Annotated in this window: 16 protein-coding genes and 1 riboswitch; of the genes, 13 read left to right on the forward strand and 3 right to left on the reverse strand. The window is 67.5% G+C overall.

All coding sequences use genetic code 11. The features are described 5' to 3' along the window. Window positions 1-1071 (reverse strand): MBL fold metallo-hydrolase, encoded by a 1071-nt coding sequence (locus ASC92_RS13295; protein WP_056515888.1) that lies wholly within the window; start codon window positions 1069-1071, stop codon window positions 1-3. Between the two features lie 107 nt (window positions 1072-1178). Here ASC92_RS13295 and ASC92_RS13300 point away from each other — a divergent pair, with 107 nt between their 5' ends. The 8 genes from ASC92_RS13300 (at window position 1179) to iaaH (ending at window position 10436) form a co-directional block, all read left to right on the forward strand. Then, window positions 1179-1598 (forward strand): MerR family transcriptional regulator, encoded by a 420-nt coding sequence (locus ASC92_RS13300; protein ID WP_056515890.1) that lies wholly within the window; start codon window positions 1179-1181, stop codon window positions 1596-1598. A gap of 30 nt (window positions 1599-1628) precedes the next feature. Further along, a complete protein-coding gene (can, locus tag ASC92_RS13305; protein WP_056515893.1) occupies window positions 1629-2417 on the forward strand; it encodes a carbonate dehydratase in 789 nt (262 codons plus the stop codon). 29 nt (window positions 2418-2446) lie between these two features. Further along, complete coding sequence (aceK, locus tag ASC92_RS13310; protein ID WP_056515896.1) at window positions 2447-4267, forward strand: bifunctional isocitrate dehydrogenase kinase/phosphatase; 1821 nt, start codon at window positions 2447-2449, stop codon at window positions 4265-4267. 46 nt (window positions 4268-4313) lie between these two features. Further along, window positions 4314-5498, forward strand: a complete 1185-nt coding sequence (locus tag ASC92_RS13315; RefSeq protein WP_056515898.1) for an acetyl-CoA C-acyltransferase — start codon at window positions 4314-4316, stop codon at window positions 5496-5498. Between the two features lie 88 nt (window positions 5499-5586). Next, on the forward strand, window positions 5587-6834 hold the full coding sequence (locus ASC92_RS13320; RefSeq protein ID WP_056515902.1) for a glutamate carboxypeptidase: 1248 nt from the start codon (window positions 5587-5589) through the stop codon (window positions 6832-6834). 31 nt (window positions 6835-6865) lie between these two features. Continuing rightward, window positions 6866-7996, forward strand: a complete 1131-nt coding sequence (locus tag ASC92_RS13325; RefSeq protein ID WP_056515906.1) for an acyl-CoA dehydrogenase family protein — start codon at window positions 6866-6868, stop codon at window positions 7994-7996. Continuing rightward, the gene (locus ASC92_RS13330) at window positions 7993-8826 is read left to right on the forward strand and encodes a metallophosphoesterase (RefSeq protein WP_056515909.1); all 834 of its coding nucleotides are present in this window, start codon (window positions 7993-7995) and stop codon (window positions 8824-8826) included. The genes ASC92_RS13325 and ASC92_RS13330 overlap by 4 nt, the downstream gene beginning before the upstream one ends. Window positions 8827-8915: 89 nt before the next feature. After that, window positions 8916-10436 (forward strand): indoleacetamide hydrolase, encoded by a 1521-nt coding sequence (iaaH, locus tag ASC92_RS13335; RefSeq protein WP_200935979.1) that lies wholly within the window; start codon window positions 8916-8918, stop codon window positions 10434-10436. 10 nt (window positions 10437-10446) lie between these two features. Here the strand turns inward: iaaH and ASC92_RS13340 are convergent, their stop codons facing one another. After that, window positions 10447-11196: a helix-turn-helix transcriptional regulator gene (locus tag ASC92_RS13340; RefSeq protein ID WP_056515911.1), complete on the reverse strand. Its 750-nt coding sequence runs from the start codon at window positions 11194-11196 to the stop codon at window positions 10447-10449. A gap of 168 nt (window positions 11197-11364) precedes the next feature. On the opposite strand from ASC92_RS13340, the gene ASC92_RS13345 reads away from it, so the two are divergent. The 4 genes from ASC92_RS13345 to ASC92_RS13360 all read left to right on the forward strand — a co-directional run bounded on the left by ASC92_RS13345 (window position 11365) and on the right by ASC92_RS13360 (window position 15005). After that, on the forward strand, window positions 11365-11799 hold the full coding sequence (locus tag ASC92_RS13345; RefSeq protein WP_056515914.1) for a YchJ family protein: 435 nt from the start codon (window positions 11365-11367) through the stop codon (window positions 11797-11799). Window positions 11800-11825: 26 nt separating this feature from the next. After that, window positions 11826-11931, forward strand: a riboswitch (TPP riboswitch). 90 nt (window positions 11932-12021) lie between these two features. Next, entirely contained in the window at window positions 12022-13908 is a 1887-nt protein-coding gene (gene thiC, locus ASC92_RS13350; protein ID WP_056515916.1) for a phosphomethylpyrimidine synthase ThiC, read from the forward strand. Window positions 13909-13961: 53 nt separating this feature from the next. Next, window positions 13962-14654, forward strand: coding sequence for an HAD family hydrolase (locus tag ASC92_RS13355; protein ID WP_056515918.1), 693 nt, complete (start codon window positions 13962-13964; stop codon window positions 14652-14654). Window positions 14655-14675: 21 nt separating this feature from the next. Then, the gene (locus ASC92_RS13360; RefSeq protein WP_056516420.1) at window positions 14676-15005 is read left to right on the forward strand and encodes a thioredoxin family protein; all 330 of its coding nucleotides are present in this window, start codon (window positions 14676-14678) and stop codon (window positions 15003-15005) included. A gap of 16 nt (window positions 15006-15021) precedes the next feature. Here ASC92_RS13360 and ASC92_RS13365 read toward each other — a convergent pair whose 3' ends face one another. Further along, entirely contained in the window at window positions 15022-16050 is a 1029-nt protein-coding gene (locus ASC92_RS13365) for an AraC family transcriptional regulator (RefSeq protein ID WP_056515923.1), read from the reverse strand. A 139-nt stretch (window positions 16051-16189) separates the two neighbouring features. Between ASC92_RS13365 and ASC92_RS13370 the strand changes: the two genes are divergently transcribed. After that, window positions 16190-17362: an isovaleryl-CoA dehydrogenase gene (locus ASC92_RS13370; RefSeq protein ID WP_056515926.1), complete on the forward strand. Its 1173-nt coding sequence runs from the start codon at window positions 16190-16192 to the stop codon at window positions 17360-17362. Window positions 17363-17411: the final 49 nt, after the last annotated feature.

Genomic DNA, 17411 nt, shown 5'->3' on the forward strand with positions numbered 1-17411 from the left:
CTAAGCCGTCGCGGCCTTGGGCCCGAAGCGGTAGATGCCGTCTTTGCCGAGTTCGCGCTTCACCTGGCCGGCGAACCACAGCAGGTGCAGGTGCGCCACCGTTTCGCCCATGGCGAAGGTCATCTGGTGCAGGTCGAGCTCGCGCTTGAACAGGATCGGCAGGCCTTCGGCCGCGGTCAGGGCGCGCGCCGTGCAGGCTTCGAGCAATTCGGCCAGCCGGTCGCGGTGGTGCTCCTGCAGCTGGTCGACGCGGCGGTGGATGCCGCGGAACGGCTTGCCGTGCGAGGGCAGGCCCAGCGTGTCGGCCGGCAGCGCCTTGAACTTGTCGATGCTGTCGAGAAACAGGCGCAGCGAGTTCGCCTCGGGCTCGCCCGCGTGCACGCTCACGTTGGTGGAGATGCGCGGCAGCATCATGTCGCCGCCCAGCAGCAGCTTGAGTTCGTCGCAATACATCGCGATGTGCTCGGGCGCATGGCCGTAGCCGCTGATGCAACGCCAGGCGTGGCCGCCGATCATGACGTCGTCGCCGTCGAGCATGCGCACGAAGCGGTCGGGCACCGAGGGCACCATGTTCGCGTAGTAGCCGGTGCGTGCGCGGATCTTGGCGAGCGACTCGGCGTCGGTCAGCCCGTGCGAGCCGAAGAAGGCCGCGGCCGCATCGCCGCCCGCCAGGGTGTCGCCGTTGGTGCTGAGCACGCGGGCCACGTGGTAGTCGGTCGAGCTGATCCACAGCGGCGCGTTCCAGCGCGAGCAGAGCCACTCGGCCAAGCCGATGTGGTCGGGGTGCATGTGGGTGACGATGACGCGCAGGATCGGCATGCCCTGCAGCTGCGTCTCGAAAATCTGCTTCCACTGCGCGCGCGCTTCGTCGTGCGCAATGCAGCAGTCGACCACCGTCCAGCCTTCGACGCCATCGAGGGTGTCGCGCAGCAGCCAGAGGTTGATGTGGTCGAGCGCAAAGGGCAGCCGCATGCGGATCCAGCGCACGCCGGGCGCCACTTCCAGGGCTTCGCCGGGCTCGGGGAGCGTGTCGCCGAGGGGGTAGTGGAGTTCGCGTTCGAGGAGGTTCATGTAAGATTGACGTTTACGTAAACGTCATGGGTTGATGGCACCATTGTAGGGATCGCCGCGCAAACCTGCTGTCGCCCCCGTAACGACCTTTCGCCACCACCGCCGCCATGCCTGCGCAAACCTTCACCATCAGCCAGCTCGCGAAGGAGTTCGACCTCACGACGCGGGCCATCCGCTTCTACGAGGACATGGGCCTGCTCACGCCCGAGCGCGCCGGCCTGCAGCGCGTGTACAGCGCGCGCGACCGCGCGCGGCTCACGCTCACGCTGCGCGCCAAGCGCCTCGGCCTGAGCCTGACGGAGGCGAAGGACATTCTCGACATGTACGACAGCCCGCGCGACACCGTACCGCAGCTGGAAAAATTCCTCGGCGTGCTGGGCACCCACCGGGCCCAGCTCGAAGCGCAGTTGACCGAATTGCAGGCCAACCTCGCCGAAGTGCGGGAACACGAGAAAAAGGGACGGGCCACCCTGGCCAAGGCACAAAAGGCGAACAAGACAGCCAAGCCCGCGGAAGCCAAGGCCTGAAACACGACTCATCGACAACAATAGCCGACTATGTCCGACAACACCGATAACCTCGACGACCTCTTTGCCCACAACCGTGCATGGTCCGCGCAGATGGAGCGCGACCGGCCCGGTTTCTTCACCAGCCTGGTCAAGCAGCAGACGCCGCGCTACATGTGGATCGGCTGTTCCGACAGCCGCGTGCCCGCCAACCAGATCACCGGCCTGGAGCCGGGCGAGGTGTTCGTGCACCGCAACGTCGCCAACATCGTGGTGCATTCCGACCTCAACGCGCTCTCGGCGATCCAGTTCGCGGTCGAGCACCTGAAGGTCGAGCACATCATGGTCGTGGGCCACTACGGCTGCGCCGGCGTGAAAGCCGCACTCAGCGGTGCGCGCATCGGCCTGGCCGACAACTGGATCCGCCATATCCAGGACGTGCGCGACCGCCACGCCGTGATGCTCGAGAGCCTGCCCGAAGATGCACGCGTCGATGCGCTGTGCGAACTGAACGTGGCCGAGCAGGTGGTCAACGTGGCCGTCAGCACAGTCATGGTCGATGCCTGGGCGCGCGGCCAGAAGGTCCGCATCCACGGCTGGACCTTCGGCGTGCACGACGGCCTGCTGCAGGACCTCGGCCTGAGCGTCGACGGGGCCAAGCCGCTCGATGCGGTCTACAAGGCCGCGGTGCAGCGCATCCGCTACAAGTGGAGCAAGCCCGGCGAAGTGATCCAGTCGCTGACGGTGCAAGGCACGCAGGTGAACCAGGCGGTGCAGGAGGCGCAGGCCATGACGCCGCAGCCCGAGGCCAACGGCACGGCCGACCCTGCCGCGGCCTGAACGGCCGTCCTCCATCGGCTCGCGTCGCCATGTTTCCGCAGCGCCTCGATTCGCCGCTGGCCTATGACATCGCGAAGGCGATGATGGACGGCTTCAACCGGCACTACCGGTTGTTCCGCGCCGAATCGGCGCGCGCCAAGCACCGTTTCGAAACCGCCGACTGGCACGGCCAGCAGCGCGCGCAGCGCGAGCGCATCGAGTTCTACGACCTGCGCGTGAGCGAAGCCGTGGCCCGGCTCGAAAAGGAGTTCAAGGCCGGCGAACAACCCATGGACGTTTGGCACCAGGTCAAGCTGCACTACATCGGCCTGCTGGTGGACCACCACCAGCCCGAGCTGGCCGAGACCTTCTTCAACTCGGTGACCACGAAGATCCTGCACCGCGCGTACTTCCAGAACGACTTCATCTTCGTGCGCCCGGCCATCAGCACCGAGTACATCGAGCCGCGCGGCGCCCCCACCTACCGCCCGTACTACCCCAAGCCCGACACGCTGGCCGACACCATCGAGCAGATGCTCGACGACTTCGCGCTGCTCGGCAGCTATGCCGACAAGCGGCGCGATGCGCAGCGCGTGGCGCACGTCATCCTCAACCGCTTCCACCAGGTCAAGCTGCGCGCCAACTTCCAGCTGCAGGTGCTGTCGGGCCTGTTCTTTCGCAACAAGGGCGCGTACGTGGTCGGAAAGATCATGAACGGCTTCACCGAGATTGCGTTCTCGCTGCCGATCCTGCACGACAGCCACGGCAAGTTCTACATCGACGCAGCGCTGTTCGGCGAGGACGACCTGCAGATGCTGTTCAGCTTTGCGCGCGCTTACTTCATGGTCGACATGGAAGTGCCCTCGGCCTGGGTGCAGTTCTTGCGCTCGCTCATGCCGCGCAAGCCGCGCGCCGAAATCTACAACGCACTGGGCCTCGCCAAGCAGGGCAAGACGCTGTTCTACCGCGACTTCCTCTCGCACCTGAACTATTCGAGCGACCGCTTCCGCATCGCGCCCGGCATCAAGGGCATGGTCATGCTGGTGTTCGACCTGCCGTCGTTCCCGTTCGTGTTCAAGGTCATCAAGGACTTCTATCCGCCGCAGAAGGACACCACGCGCGAGCAGATCAAGGGCAAGTACCTGCTCGTGAAGCAGCACGACCGCGTGGGCCGCATGGCCGACACGCTGGAGTACAGCGACGTGGGTTTTCCGCTCGACCGCTTCGAGCCCGAGCTGATCGAGGAGATCCGGAAGTTCGCGCCCAGCCAGCTTGAGCTCGGCGACCGCGACGGCAACGGGGAAATGGAAGTCGTGCTCAAGCACGTCTACATCGAGCGGCGCATGATCCCGCTGAACATCTACCTGCAGGAAGCCTTCGACACGCTGGCCCAGCCCGAGAGCCCCGCGCATGCCAAGCGCGCGAAAGACCAGCTGGAGCACGCGGTGGTCGAATACGGCAACGCCATCAAGGACATGGTCGCCGCCAACATCTTCCCGGGCGACATGCTGTGGAAGAACTTCGGCATCACGCGCGGCGGCAAGGTCGTGTTCTACGACTACGACGAGATCGAATACATCACCGACTGCAAGTTCCGCAAGGTGCCCACACCGCGCAACGAAGAGGACGAGATGAGCGGCGAGGTCTGGTACTCGGTGGGCCCGAAGGACGTGTTCCCCGAAACCTTCGAGCCCTTTCTGCTCGGCAACGACGACGTGCGCGCCGCGTTCATGGCGCACCACGCCGACCTGCTCGACGCCGCCTTCTGGCAGCACCACAAGGAACGCATCCAGGCCGGGCAGATGCTCGACGTGTTTCCGTACGAAGAGTCGCAGCGCTTCCAGCACGAGGGGCACGCGACGCATTTTTGAGATACCGACAGTCCGAATTTTTCCCTCACTTCCAAGGAGACCTGAAATGTCCGAATCCATCGTCATCGTCGGCGCCGCCCGCACCCCCATGGGCAGCTTCCAGGGCGACTTCTCTTCCCTTGCCGCGCACGACCTCGGCGGCGCCGCCATCAAGGCCGCCGTCGAGCGCGCCGGCATTGCCCCGGACAGCGTGGGCGAAGTGCTGTTCGGCAACTGCCTGATGGCCGGCCAGGGCCAGGCGCCGGCGCGCCAGGCGGCCTACAAGGGCGGCCTGCCCGACAGCGCCGGCGCCGTCACGCTCAGCAAGATGTGCGGCTCGGCCATGAAGGCCGCGATGCTCGCGCACGACCTGCTGCTGGCCGGTACGCACGAGGTGATCGTCGCGGGCGGCATGGAAAGCATGACCAACGCGCCCTACCTCATGCTCAAGGGCCGCGGCGGCTACCGCATGGGCCACGACCGCATCTTCGACCACATGATGCTCGACGGCCTGGAAGACGCCTACCAGCCCGGCCGCTCCATGGGCACCTTCGGTGAAGACTGCGCGGCCAAGTACAAGTTCACGCGCGAGCAGCAGGATGCGTTCGCCATCGCGAGCGTGCAACGCGCCAAGGCTGCCACTGAATCCGGCGCGTTCAAGGAAGAGATCACGCCGGTCACCGTGAAGGGCCGCGGCGGCGACACCGTGATCTCCATCGACGAAGGTCCGGGCAAGGTCAAGCTCGACAAGATCCCCACGCTCAAGCCCGCGTTCAAGAAGGAGAACGGCACCATCACCGCCGCATCGAGTTCGTCGATCAACGATGGCGCCGCCGCATTGGTGATGATGACCGAATCGCATGCGAAGAAAATCGGCGCGAAGCCGCTCGCGCGCATCGTCGGCCACGCCACGCATGCGCAGCAGCCCGAGTGGTTCTCGACCGCACCCGTCGGCGCGGTCGCCAAGCTCTTCAAGAAGACCGGCTGGACCGCGAAGGACGTGGACCTCTGGGAAGTGAACGAAGCCTTTGCCGTGGTGCCGATGGCGCTGATGCACGAGCTCGACGTCTCGCACGACATCGTCAACGTGAACGGCGGCGCCTGCGCGCTGGGCCATCCGATCGGCGCGAGCGGCGCGCGCATCATGGTCACGCTGATCCACGCGCTGAAGGCGCGCGGCAAGAAGCGCGGCGTGGCCACGCTGTGCATCGGTGGCGGCGAAGGCACCGCCGTGGCACTCGAGTTGCTATAAGAGCAACGGCCGGCAAGCGCCCGGGGGACGGGCGCTTGCCGGCTTTCTCGTTCGGATACTTCAAACAATGCGTAGAGCAGGAGATTTCATGCGCCCATCCATCCACCGTACTGCCATTGCCGCCGTGCTGGCCACCGCTTTCGTGGCGAGTGCCGCCTGGGCGCAGAAGCGCGACAACGTACTGTTCCAGGCCGCCACCGACGAGCAGCCCGCGGTGATCAGGACGCTGGAGAAGCTCGTCAACATCGAGACCGGCACCGGTGACGCCGAAGGCATCGCCGCCGCCGGCAACTACCTCGAGGGCGAACTCAAGACCCTGGGCTTCACCGTCACGCGCAGCAAGTCGGCTGGCCTCGTGGTGGGCGACAACATCGTCGGCAAGATCAAGGGCCGCGGCGGCAAGAACCTGCTGCTGATGTCGCACATGGACACCGTGTACCTGAAGGGCACGCTCGCGAAGGCGCCGTTCAAGATCGAAGGCGACAAGGCCTACGGCCCCGGCATCGCCGACGACAAGGGCGGCAACGCCGTCATCCTGCACACGCTCAAGCTGCTGAAGGACTACGGCGTGCGGGACTACGGCACCATCACCGTGCTGTTCAACACCGACGAAGAGAAGGGCTCCTTCGGCTCGCGCGACCTGATCCAGGAAGAAGCCAGGCTGGCCGACTACGTGCTGTCCTTCGAACCCACCAGCGCCGGCGACGAGAAGCTCTCGCTCGGCACCTCGGGCATCGCCTACGTGCAGGTCAACATCACCGGCAAGGCCTCGCACGCGGGTGCCGCACCCGAGCTCGGCGTGAACGCGCTGGTCGAGGCCTCCGACCTCGTGCTGCGCACGATGAGCATCGACGACAAGTCGAAGAACCTGCGCTTCAACTGGACCATCGCCAAGGCCGGCAACGTCTCGAACATCATCCCCGCCAGCGCCACGCTGAACGCCGACGTGCGCTACGCGCGCAACGAAGACTTCGACGCGGCGATGAAGGCGCTGGAAGAACGCGCGCAGCAGAAGAAGCTGCCCGATGCCGACGTCAAGGTGCTCATCACGCGCGGCCGCCCGGCCTTCAATGCGGGCGAAGGCGGCAGGAAGCTGGTCGACAAGGCCGTGGGCTACTACAAGGAAGCCGGCGGCAACCTCGGCGTGGAAGAGCGCAGCGGCGGCGGCACCGATGCGGCCTATGCCGCGCTCTCGGGCAAGCCCGTGATCGAAAGCCTGGGCCTGCCCGGCTTCGGCTACCACAGCGACAAGGCCGAGTACGTGGAAATCAGCGCCATTCCGCGCCGCCTGTACATGGCCGCGCGTTTGATCATGGATCTGGGCGCCGGCAAGTAACAGCGCATCGAAAAAGACAGGAGACAACGCCATGCTGCTCAGCCCCGACCAGGAAGCCATCCGTGACGCGGTGCGCGACTTTGCACAAGCCGAACTCTGGCCCCACGCCCCGAAGTGGGATCGCGAGCACAGCTTTCCGAAAGAGGCTCACCAGGGCCTCGCCGCGCTGGGCGCCTACGGCATCTGCGTGCCCGAGGAGCATGGCGGCGCGGGCCTCGACTACCTGACGCTCGCGCTGGTGCTCGAAGAGATCGCAGCCGGCGACGGCGGCACCAGCACCGCGATCAGCGTGACCAACTGCCCCGTCAACGCCATCCTCATGCGCTACGGCAACGCGCAGCAAAAAAAGCAGTGGCTCGAACCGCTCGCGCAAGGGCAGATGCTCGGCGCCTTCTGCCTCACCGAGCCGCAGGCCGGCAGCGATGCATCGAGCCTGCGCACCACGGCGCGCAAGGACGGCGACGCGTACGTGATCGATGGCGTGAAGCAGTTCATCACCAGCGGCAAGAATGGCCAGGTCGCCATCGTCATCGCGGTGACCGACAAGGGCGCGGGCAAGCGTGGCATGAGCGCTTTCATCGTGGCGACCGACGCACCGGGCTACAACGTCGCGCGGCTGGAAGACAAGCTGGGCCAGCACAGCAGCGACACCGCGCAGATCAACTTCGACGGCTGCCGCATTCCGCGCGAGAACCTGATCGGCGCCGAGGGCGAGGGCTACAAGATCGCGCTCGGCGCGCTCGAAGGCGGGCGCATCGGCATCGCCGCGCAGAGCGTGGGCATGGCGCGCAGCGCCTTCGACGTGGCGCTGGCCTATGCCAAGGAGCGCCAGGCCTTCGGCGGCTCGATCTTCGACCAGCAGGCCGTGGGCTTTCGCCTGGCCGAATGCGCGACGCAGATCGAAGCCGCGCGCCAGCTGATCTGGCATGCCGCGAGCCTGCGCGATGCGGGTCGGCCGTGCCTGAAGGAAGCGGCCATGGCCAAGCTGTTCGCGAGCGAGATGGCCGAGCGCGTGTGCAGCGCCGCCATCCAGACGCTGGGCGGCTACGGCTACGTGAACGACTTTCCGCTGGAGCGCATCTACCGCGACGTGCGCGTGTGCCAGATCTACGAAGGCACCTCGGACATCCAGAAGCTGTTGATCCAACGCGCGCTCGCGTGAGCGAAGGCGGCAAGCGTCCCTGGGGTCGGGTGGTTGCGGCATTCGTGCTCGCGGCGCTGGCGGCCTGGGGTTTTGTCATCGAGCCGCGCTGGGTGGCGGCGCGCGTCGAGCCCTTGGGCTCAGCGCAGTGGCCCGCACCCGCGGGCCTGAAGGTGGCGGTCGCGGGCGACTGGCACCTCAGCACACGCTCGGCGTGGCGCATCACCAGCGTCGAGCGGGCCGCGCGGATCGTCGACGAGATCAACGCCGCGCAACCCGACGTGGTGCTGCTGCCCGGCGACTTCCTCGCGGGCTCGGGCGATGACGAAGAGTTGTCCATCGAGGAGATGGCCGCCGTGCTCGGCCGCCTCAAGGCGCCGCAGGGCGTGTACGCGGTGCTCGGCAACCACGACTGGTGGCATGACGGAACGCGCACTGCCAAGGCCATGACCGCGCAGGGCATCCGCGTGCTGGAGAACGCCTCGGTGCGCTTGCCCGGCCACGATATCTGGGTGGTCGGCATCGGCGACCATTCCACGGGCCACTCGGAGCCGATGCGCGCGCTGGCCGGTGTGCCGCCCGGCGCCGCGACACTGGTGATGATGCACGACCCCTTCAGCTTCGCGACGATGCCGCGCACGCAGGGGCTCGTGGTCGCATCGCACACGCACGGCGGGCAGGTGCGCATTCCCGGCTATGGCGCGCTGATCGTGCCCGGCGCCGCCCCGCGCGAATGGGCCTACGGCTGGATTGCGCACAAGGACAGGCGCATGTACGTGACCAGCGGGCTCGGCGTGAGCATCCTGCCGGTTCGCTTCAACATGCGGCCCGAGTGGGTGATGTTCCAGTAGCGACGCCGCCCGGCTGTCATCGGTTTGGATGACAGACAGGCGCCGCACGCCGGCGCACCATGGCGGCCTCTTTCACGGAGTGCCCCGCCATGACTTCTGCCACCCCCGTCTCCCGCGCCGCATGGCTTGCGGCATTGCCGCTCGCCGCTGCGCTCGGCCCTTGCGCCAACGCCCAGCCCGCCGTTCCCGATATCGCCACGCTGACCGCGACCGAAGCCGTTCGGCAACTGTGCGCCGGCACCGTCACCAGCGAGCAATTGGTGGCGGCCTACCTCGCGCAGGCCAAGGCCAAGGCGAACCTCAACGCCTTCATCACGCTCGACGAAGCCGGCGCCCTGGCAGCCGCGCGCGCCGCCGATGCACTGCGCAAGCGCGGCGGCGCCTGCACGCCGCTGGCCGGGCTGCCGGTGGCCATCAAGGACAACATCCAGGTGCGGGGCCTGCCCGCGACAGCCGGCACGCCCGCGCTCAAGGGCTTCGTGCCGACCGCCGACGCGCCGGTGGTCGCCAGGCTGCGCGCGGCCGGCGCCGTCGTGCTCGGCAAGACGAACATGCACGAGCTGGCCTTCGGCGTCACCGGCTACAACCCCGCGTTCCGGACCGGCCCCGAGGTCGGCGTGCGCAATGCCTACGACCCGAGCCGCATCGCGGGCGGCTCGTCGTCGGGAAATGGCGCCGCGCTGGGCGCGCGCATGGCACCGGCGGCGCTGGGTACCGACACGGGCGGGTCGGTGCGCATTCCGTGCGCGTTCAACGGCTGCGCGTCGCTGCGCCCCACGGTGGGGCGCTATCCGCAGCAAGGCATAGCGCCGATCTCGCACACGCGCGACACCGCGGGGCCGATGGCGCAGTCGATGGCCGACGTGGCGCTGCTCGACGGTGTCATTGCCGGCGGCGCTCCGCTGAAGCCCGCTGATCTGAAGCGCGTGCGGCTCGGCGTGGTGCCCGCCTTCCAGGCCGGCCTCGACACCGACACGCGCGCCGCCACCGACGCCGCTTTCGCGAAACTGCGCGCGGCCGGCGCCACGCTGGTGGACGTGGACATGCCCGGGCTGATGGAGCTCAACGGCGCGGTCGGCTTCCCGCTCGCGCTCTACGAGGCGTACGACGACATGGTGGCCTACCTCGCAAAGTACCGTACGGGCATCGACATCGCGCAGCTCACGGCCGGCATTGCGAGCCCCGACGTCAAGGGCACCTTCGAGGCCTTCGTTGTCCCGCGCAATCTGCCCGCCGCCAACGGCGTGGTCGACGCCAAGCCGGCCTACGAGCACGCGATGCGCGTCGCTCGCCCCGCGCTGCGCAAGCTCTACCGCGACACCTTCGCGAAGCACAGGCTCGATGCGCTGGTGTTCCCGACGGTGCCCGGCGTGGCGCTGGCCGCGGCGCCCGAAGCCAGCAGCCCGGAGAATTTCGGCGCGCTGATCCGGAACACCGACCCCGGCAGCAACGCCGGCATTCCGGGCGTGCAGCTGCCCTCCGGCCTTGGCGCTACCAGCGGCCTGCCCGTGGGCCTGGAGCTGGACGGGCCGGCCGGCAGCGACCGCAGGCTGCTGGCCGTGGGCCTCGCCGCGGAAAAGGTGCTGGGCCGCCTGCCGGCGCCAAAGTAAGCGCGCCGGGTCAGCGCGCGGGCGGCACTGCCCAACCTGCCAGCGCCGAACGGCGCTCGATGCCTAGCTTGTCGAAGATGCGCCGCAGGTAGGTCCGCACGGTGGGCACGCCCACTGCGAGGCGACGCGCGATCTCCTTGTCGGTGAGCCCTTCGCGCACGCAGCGGGCCACCTCCTGCTCGCGCACGCTCAGCAAGGTCCACGCGGCGGGCGCGGGCACCGCCGCGGCCGAAGCCGCCGCGCGCTGTGCCCGCTGCAGGGCGCCTGCGAACGCCGGCTCGATGAGGTTCAGCAGCGCCTTCTCGTGATCGCCAAAATCGCCGCGGCCCTTGCGGCGCCAGATGCGCAGGTCGCCCAGCGCGCGCCCGCCCTCGAAGGCGTGCAGGTTCATGCCCCAGTGCAGCCCGTCGCGCGCGAGAAACTCGTTGAAGAACGCGGTGCGCATCAGTTCGCGCTGCGGCATCACCTCCGTCACGCGCGTGGCGCGGCGGCGCGACTGCAGCACGAAGGTGATCGGGTCGTGGTGCTGGTGCCACTGCGCATAGCGGTCGAGATTGGCGGGGTCCATGTGCAGCGCCACGCGCGCACCGAAGCTGCCGCTCTCGGCATCCCACACGAAGGAGGCGAACTGGTCCGCCCGCAGCAGGTCGAGCAGGGCCCGGCCCAGGCGCTCGCGGATCTCCTGCTCGCCGTGGTCGTCTTCCGCCAGCAGCGCAAAAACGCCGCGCAGGGCGTGCTGTTCAGTGCCTGTGAGGTACATCGCCGGCTTTCTCGATGGGGTCGTTGCGACGCTAGCGTCCAGCAAGCGCCGCGCCAAGGGTGGATGCCCGCAGGAGCGCCGTGCGGTGGAGCAAACGCGCCCGATCGGCCCGTTTCGGGGCTTGCCCTGTCGGCACCCGGGCCGCGAGGTGTTCCAATAGCGGTCTCCATGAGCGCCATCGACCCCACCACCGGACCTTGCCCCTGCGGCCGCACCGACCGCCGCGACAAGCCCATCGGCTACGCCCTGTGCTGCGGCCGCTACCTCGACGATTTCCAGGATACGCCCGCGCCCGACGCCGAATCGCTGATGCGCTCGCGCTATTCGGCTTTCGTGCTGGAGCGCGGCGACTACCTGCTCGCTACCTGGCACGCGTCGAAACGGCCGGCCTCGATCGAGTTCGAGCCGGGCGTCAAATGGCTGGGGCTGGACATCCGCTCGCGCTCGGTGCTCGACGCGGACCATGCCGAGATCGAGTTCGTCGCGCGCCAGCGCAGTGCGGCCACTGGCACCGCCACGCGCCTGCACGAGCGCAGCCGCTTCGTGCGCGAGGACGGGCGCTGGTACTACCTGGACGGCGACCTGCAACAGCCCCTGGGTTGACGCGCAGGGCGCAGGCCCGCACAATCGGCCCCGCTCCGGGGTGTACGCATGTGGCGTGCTGAGATGGCAAAGCAGCCGACCCGCGAACTTGATCCGGGTCATACCGGCGTAAGAAGAGCTGCACTCCCTGGCTTCGGTCCGTCACTCCCCCTTCCGTGACGGGTTTCTCCAAAGCCCACCGAGCGATTGCGGAGCACCCTTTCCTCAACAAGGAGTGCCCCGATGAATGCCCCCGACAAGTTCACCTCCCTGCTTTCGCTCACGCGCGAACCCTTTCCCGCGTCGCACAAGTGCCTGATCCCGGGCAGCCGGCCCGACCTGAACGTGCCCGTGCGCGACGTGCTGCTGACCAACGGCGAGACCGTGTCGCTCTACGACACCTCGGGCCCGTACACCGATGCCAAGGTCGAGATCGACGTGCGCCGCGGCCTGCCTGGCGTGCGCGATGCGTGGATCGCCGAGCGCAACGACACCGAGATCTACGAAGGCCGTTCGCACCAGGCGCTCGACGAAGGCCTGAAGCATGCGCACGATCATGATGCCCAGCGCCTGGCCGAACTGCGCGCCGGAGCTTCCGCATTGCAGCGCACGCCGCGCCGCGCCAAGTCGGGTGCCAACGTCACGCAGATGCACTACGCGCGCCGCGGCATCGTCACGCCCGAGATGGAGTACGTGGCACTGCGCGAGAACGGCAAGCGCGAGTGGATGGCCGAATACCTCGCCAACGAGGCGCGCGCGAAGCGCGTCGCCGGCAACCCGATGGGCGCGCAGATTCCGCGCATCATCACGCCCGAGTTCGTGCGCGACGAGGTGGCGCGCGGCCGTGCCATCATTCCCGCGAACATCAACCACCCCGAAGTCGAGCCGATGGCCATCGGCCGCAACTTCAAGGTGAAGATCAACGCCAACATCGGCAACTCGGCCGTCACGTCGAGCATCGAGGAAGAGGTCGAGAAGCTGGTGTGGGCGATCCGCTGGGGCGCCGACAACGTGATGGACCTTTCGACCGGCAAGAACATCCACACCACGCGCGACTGGATCGTGCGCAACTCGCCGGTGCCCATCGGCACCGTGCCGATCTACCAGGCGCTCGAGAAGGTGGGCGGCGTGGCCGAGGACCTGACCTGGGAGATCTTCCGCGACACGCTGATCGAGCAGGCGGAGCAGGGCATCGACTACTTCACCATCCACGCGGGTGTGCGGCTGCCGTTCATCCACCTGACGGCCGACCGCATGACCGGCATCGTCTCGCGCGGCGGATCGATCATGGCCAAGTGGTGCATCGCGCACCACCGGGAGAGCTTCCTGTACGAGCGCTTCGAGGACATCTGCGACATCATGAAGGCGTACGACGTGAGCTTCTCGCTGGGCGACGGCCTGCGGCCGGGCTCGGGCGCGGACGCCAACGACGAAGCGCAGTTCGCCGAACTGCGCACGCTGGGCGAGCTCACGCAGGTTGCGTGGAAGCACGACGTGCAGACCATGATCGAAGGCCCGGGCCATGTGCCGATGCACATGATCCAGGCCAACATGGACGAGCAGATCAAGCACTGCCACGAGGCGCCGTTCTACACGCTCGGCCCGTTGACCATCGACATCGCGCCGGGCTACGACCACATCTCGAGCGCCATCGGCGCCGCGATGATCGGCTGGGCCGGCACTGCCATGCTTTGCTACGTGACGCCCAAGGAGCACCTGGGCCTGCCCGATCGCGACGACGTGAAGCAGGGGATCATTGCGTACAAGATCGCCGCGCATGCGGCCGACGTGGCAAAGGGCCATCCGGGCGCACGTTCGCGCGACGATGCGCTGAGCAAGGCGCGCTTCGAGTTCCGCTGGCAGGACCAGTTCAACCTGGGGCTCGATCCAGACACGGCGCGCGAATTCCATGACGAGACGCTGCCGAAGGACTCCAGCAAGGTCGCTCACTTCTGCTCGATGTGCGGACCGAAGTTCTGCTCGATGAAGATCACGCAGGAGGTGCGCGAGTACGCCGCGAAGAAGGGCGTGGCCGAGGCCGAGGCCCTGGCCGACGGGATGGAGCAGAAGTCCAGGGAATTCATGGCGGGCGGGGGCGAGATCTACATCCCGATCAAGCCGGCGGCCTGAGCGCGCCCCGGGGTCGTTGCTACCATGGGGAACTCCCCGAACCCTGCAGCGCAATGACCCCATTCCCCTTCTCCGCAGTTCTCTTCGACTGCGACGGCGTTCTCGTCGATTCCGAACCCATCACCAACCGCGTGCTCGCCGAGATGCTCGGCGAACTCGGTTGGCACATCACGACCGAAGAGTCGATGAACACCTTCACCGGCAAGGCCGTGAAGGACGAAGCCGCCCTCATCGAATCGAAGACGGGCTTCGCCATCACCGCCGAGTGGCTGAAGACGTTCCGGGCGCGCCGCAACGAAGCCCTCGAACGCACTCTCAAGGCGATCCCCAACGCCCCTGCGGCGATCCGGGACATCCATGCAAGGCTCAAGGGCCGCATTGCCTGCGCCTCGGGTGCCGACCGCCACAAGGTCGAGCTGCAGCTGGCCAAGGTCGGCTTGCTCGACTGCTTCGAGGGCCGCATCTTCAGTGGCCACGAGATGCCGCGCTCCAAGCCGCATCCCGACGTCTACCTCGCCGCCGCCGAAGCCCTCGGCGTCGATCCGAGGCGCTGCGCCATCGTCGAAGACACCGTCACTGGCGCAATGGCGGGCGTGGCCGCCGGCGCCACGGTGTTCGGCTACAGCACGGGCGAATCGGGCCACAGCGGCCCGGGCCCGTTGCTGAGCGTGGGCGCGGTCAAGGTGTTCAGCGACATGGCCGAACTGCCGGCGCTGCTTTCGGGCTACGGCCTGCAGGCGGCCTGAGTTTCTGGTGGAATGAAGGGCATGACTTCCGAATACAAGACCGAGCAGCCCGACCGCAGCGAAATCGATGCACTCACCGGCCCCGCCGTGGTCGAGTTCGGTACCAACTGGTGCGGCATCTGCAAGGCCGCGCAGCCGAACATCGTCGAGGCCTTTGCCAGGTACCCGAACGTGCGCCGCATCAAGGTGGAAGACGGAAGCGGCCGCCCGCTGGGCCGCTCGTTCAACGTGCGGCTCTGGCCCACGCTGGTGTTCATGCGCGATGGCAAGCAGGTCGCGAAGCTGGTGCGCCCGGAAGACAGCCAGTCGATTGCCGACGCGCTCGCGCTGATCGACGCTCCGCCCGCCTGAGCACGGCGCGGGCTGCCTACAGCCCCTGCTGCCGGAAGTCGCGCGGCGCGTGCCCGGTCCATTGCAGGAACGCGCGCGAAAAGCTCTTCTCGTTGCGAAACCCCACCGCCAGCGCCACCTGCTTGATGGGGCGCGTCGTGCGCCGCAGCTGTTCCACGGCCACCTCGTGGCGCACCTCGTTCTTCAGCACCTGCAGCGAGGTGCCTTCCTCGTGCAGCTGACGATGCAGCGTGCGGCTCGACACGTTGAGCCGCACAGCCAGCGCCTCGGCCGTGGTGGCCTCGCTGGCGCGTGAACGCAGCAGCTCGCGCACGCGCTGGCCCAGCAGGCGGTCGCGCCGGTACTGCAGGATGGTCAGCGGCAGCGCCCGCTTGAGCATGGTGCGCAGTGCGCGCTCGTCGCGCTGCAGGGGCAGGGCGAGGTAGCGTTCGTCGAAGCTGATGCTGGCCTTGGGCGCGTCGAAGCGAACCTCGGACGTGAACATCGGCGCGTAGGCGTCGCGGTGCGGCGGCGCGGCGAACGGAAAGGTCGCGTTGCGCAGCGAGATGCGCGAATCGATCGCCCAGCACATGTAGCCGTGCATGAAGCGCAGGCTGGTCACGAGGCAGAACTCGCGGAAGGCATCGTCGAGCGGGCGGTTCTCGGTGATGCGCAGCGTGGCCACGCCGCCGGCCACCTCGAGCGCCAGGCCGATGTCCTCGGTCAGCAGCCGGTGGTGGCGGCACCAGCGCTTGATGGCCACGCCCAGGTCGGGCGAGGTCAGCGATGCGCGGCACAGCATGCCGTAGCTGCCCCAGGGCAGGCGCCGCGAGAACCAGCCGAGCGCCTCGTCGTCGAGCTCCTGCATGGCGTGCTCCGACAGCGCCTCGAACTGCACGGCCGTTACCCGTGCGCCAGGCCGGGCCAGATCGTGCGGCGTGATCTGTGCCGCTTTCAGGGCCTCGGCCGGGTCCTTGCCATAGCGCTCGTAGCCCTGCACGATGGCTCGTACGAAAGCCATCGGCGTGACGGCGCGGGCGGGTCTCAGAAAGGACGGGGACGACATGGCGATGCGGACCTGGCGTGGCGTAATTTGCAACCATTGTGGCGCCAATTGCGGAACAGCGAGGCGTAAGCTGCGATCTTTCGCAAGCGCCATCCAGCGCGGATAGCACTGCGCAGACCCTTCAGAGGAGACAAGACACATGCACGATCCCGGCCTGAACTTCGACCTGGGCGAGGACATCGACTCGCTGCGCAGCGCGATCCAGGACTTCGCCGCGAACGAAATCGCACCCCGCGCCGCCGACATCGACCGCGACAACCTGTTCCCGCACGACCTGTGGCAGAAGCTCGGCGAGCTTGGCCTGCACGGCATGACGGTGAAGGAAGAGTTCGGCGGCACCGAGCTGGGCTACCTGGCGCACATCGTGGCCATGGAAGAAGTCTCGCGCGCCTCGGCCTCGGTGGGCCTGTCGTACGGCGCGCACTCCAACCTGTGCGTGAACCAGATCCACCGCAACGGCAGCGACGCGCAGAAGAAGAAGTACCTGCCCAGGCTGGTGAGCGGCGAGCACGTCGGTGCGCTGGCCATGAGCGAGCCCAATGCCGGCTCCGACGTGGTGAGCATGAAGCTCAAGGCCGAGAAGAAGGACGGCTATTACGTGCTCAACGGTGGCAAGATGTGGATCACCAACGGCGGCGACGCCGACACGCTGGTCATCTACGCCAAGACCGAACCCGAGATGGGCGCGCGCGGCATGACGGCCTTCATCGTCGAAAAGAACTTCAAAGGTTTTTCGGCCGGCACCAAGCTCGACAAGCTCGGCATGCGCGGCTCCAACACCTTCCCGCTGTTCTTCGACAACTGCGAAGTGCCCGAAGAGAACGTGCTCGGCGGCGAAGGCATGGGCGCGAAGGTGCTGATGAGTGGGCTCGACTACGAGCGCGCGGTGCTGTCGGGCGGCCCGCTGGGCATCATGGCGGCGTGCATGGACGCGGTGCTGCCCTTCGTGCACGAGCGCAAGCAGTTCGGCCAGAGCATCGGCGAGTTCCAGCTGATGCAGGGCAAGCTGGCGGACATGTATTCGACCTGGCAGGCGACGCGCGCCTACGTGTATGCCGTGGGCAAGGCCTGCGACCGCAACGACCATGCGCGCACCTTCCGCAAGGATGCGGCCGGCGCCATCCTGTACTCGGCCGAGAAGGCGACATGGATGGCCGGCGAGGCGATCCAGGCGCTGGGCGGCGTGGGGTACACGAAGGACTTTCCGGTGGAGCGGCTGTGGCGCGATGCGAAGCTGTATGAGATTGGGGCGGGGACGAGCGAGATCAGGCGGATGCTGATCGGGCGCGAGTTGTTCGCGGAGACTGCATAGGCTGTTTTCTCCCTCCCCTTCCGGGGGAGGGCAGGGATGGGGGCTCGCG

Source organism: Variovorax sp. Root411 (genome assembly GCF_001425205.1).
Lineage (GTDB): Bacteria > Pseudomonadota > Gammaproteobacteria > Burkholderiales > Burkholderiaceae_C > Variovorax.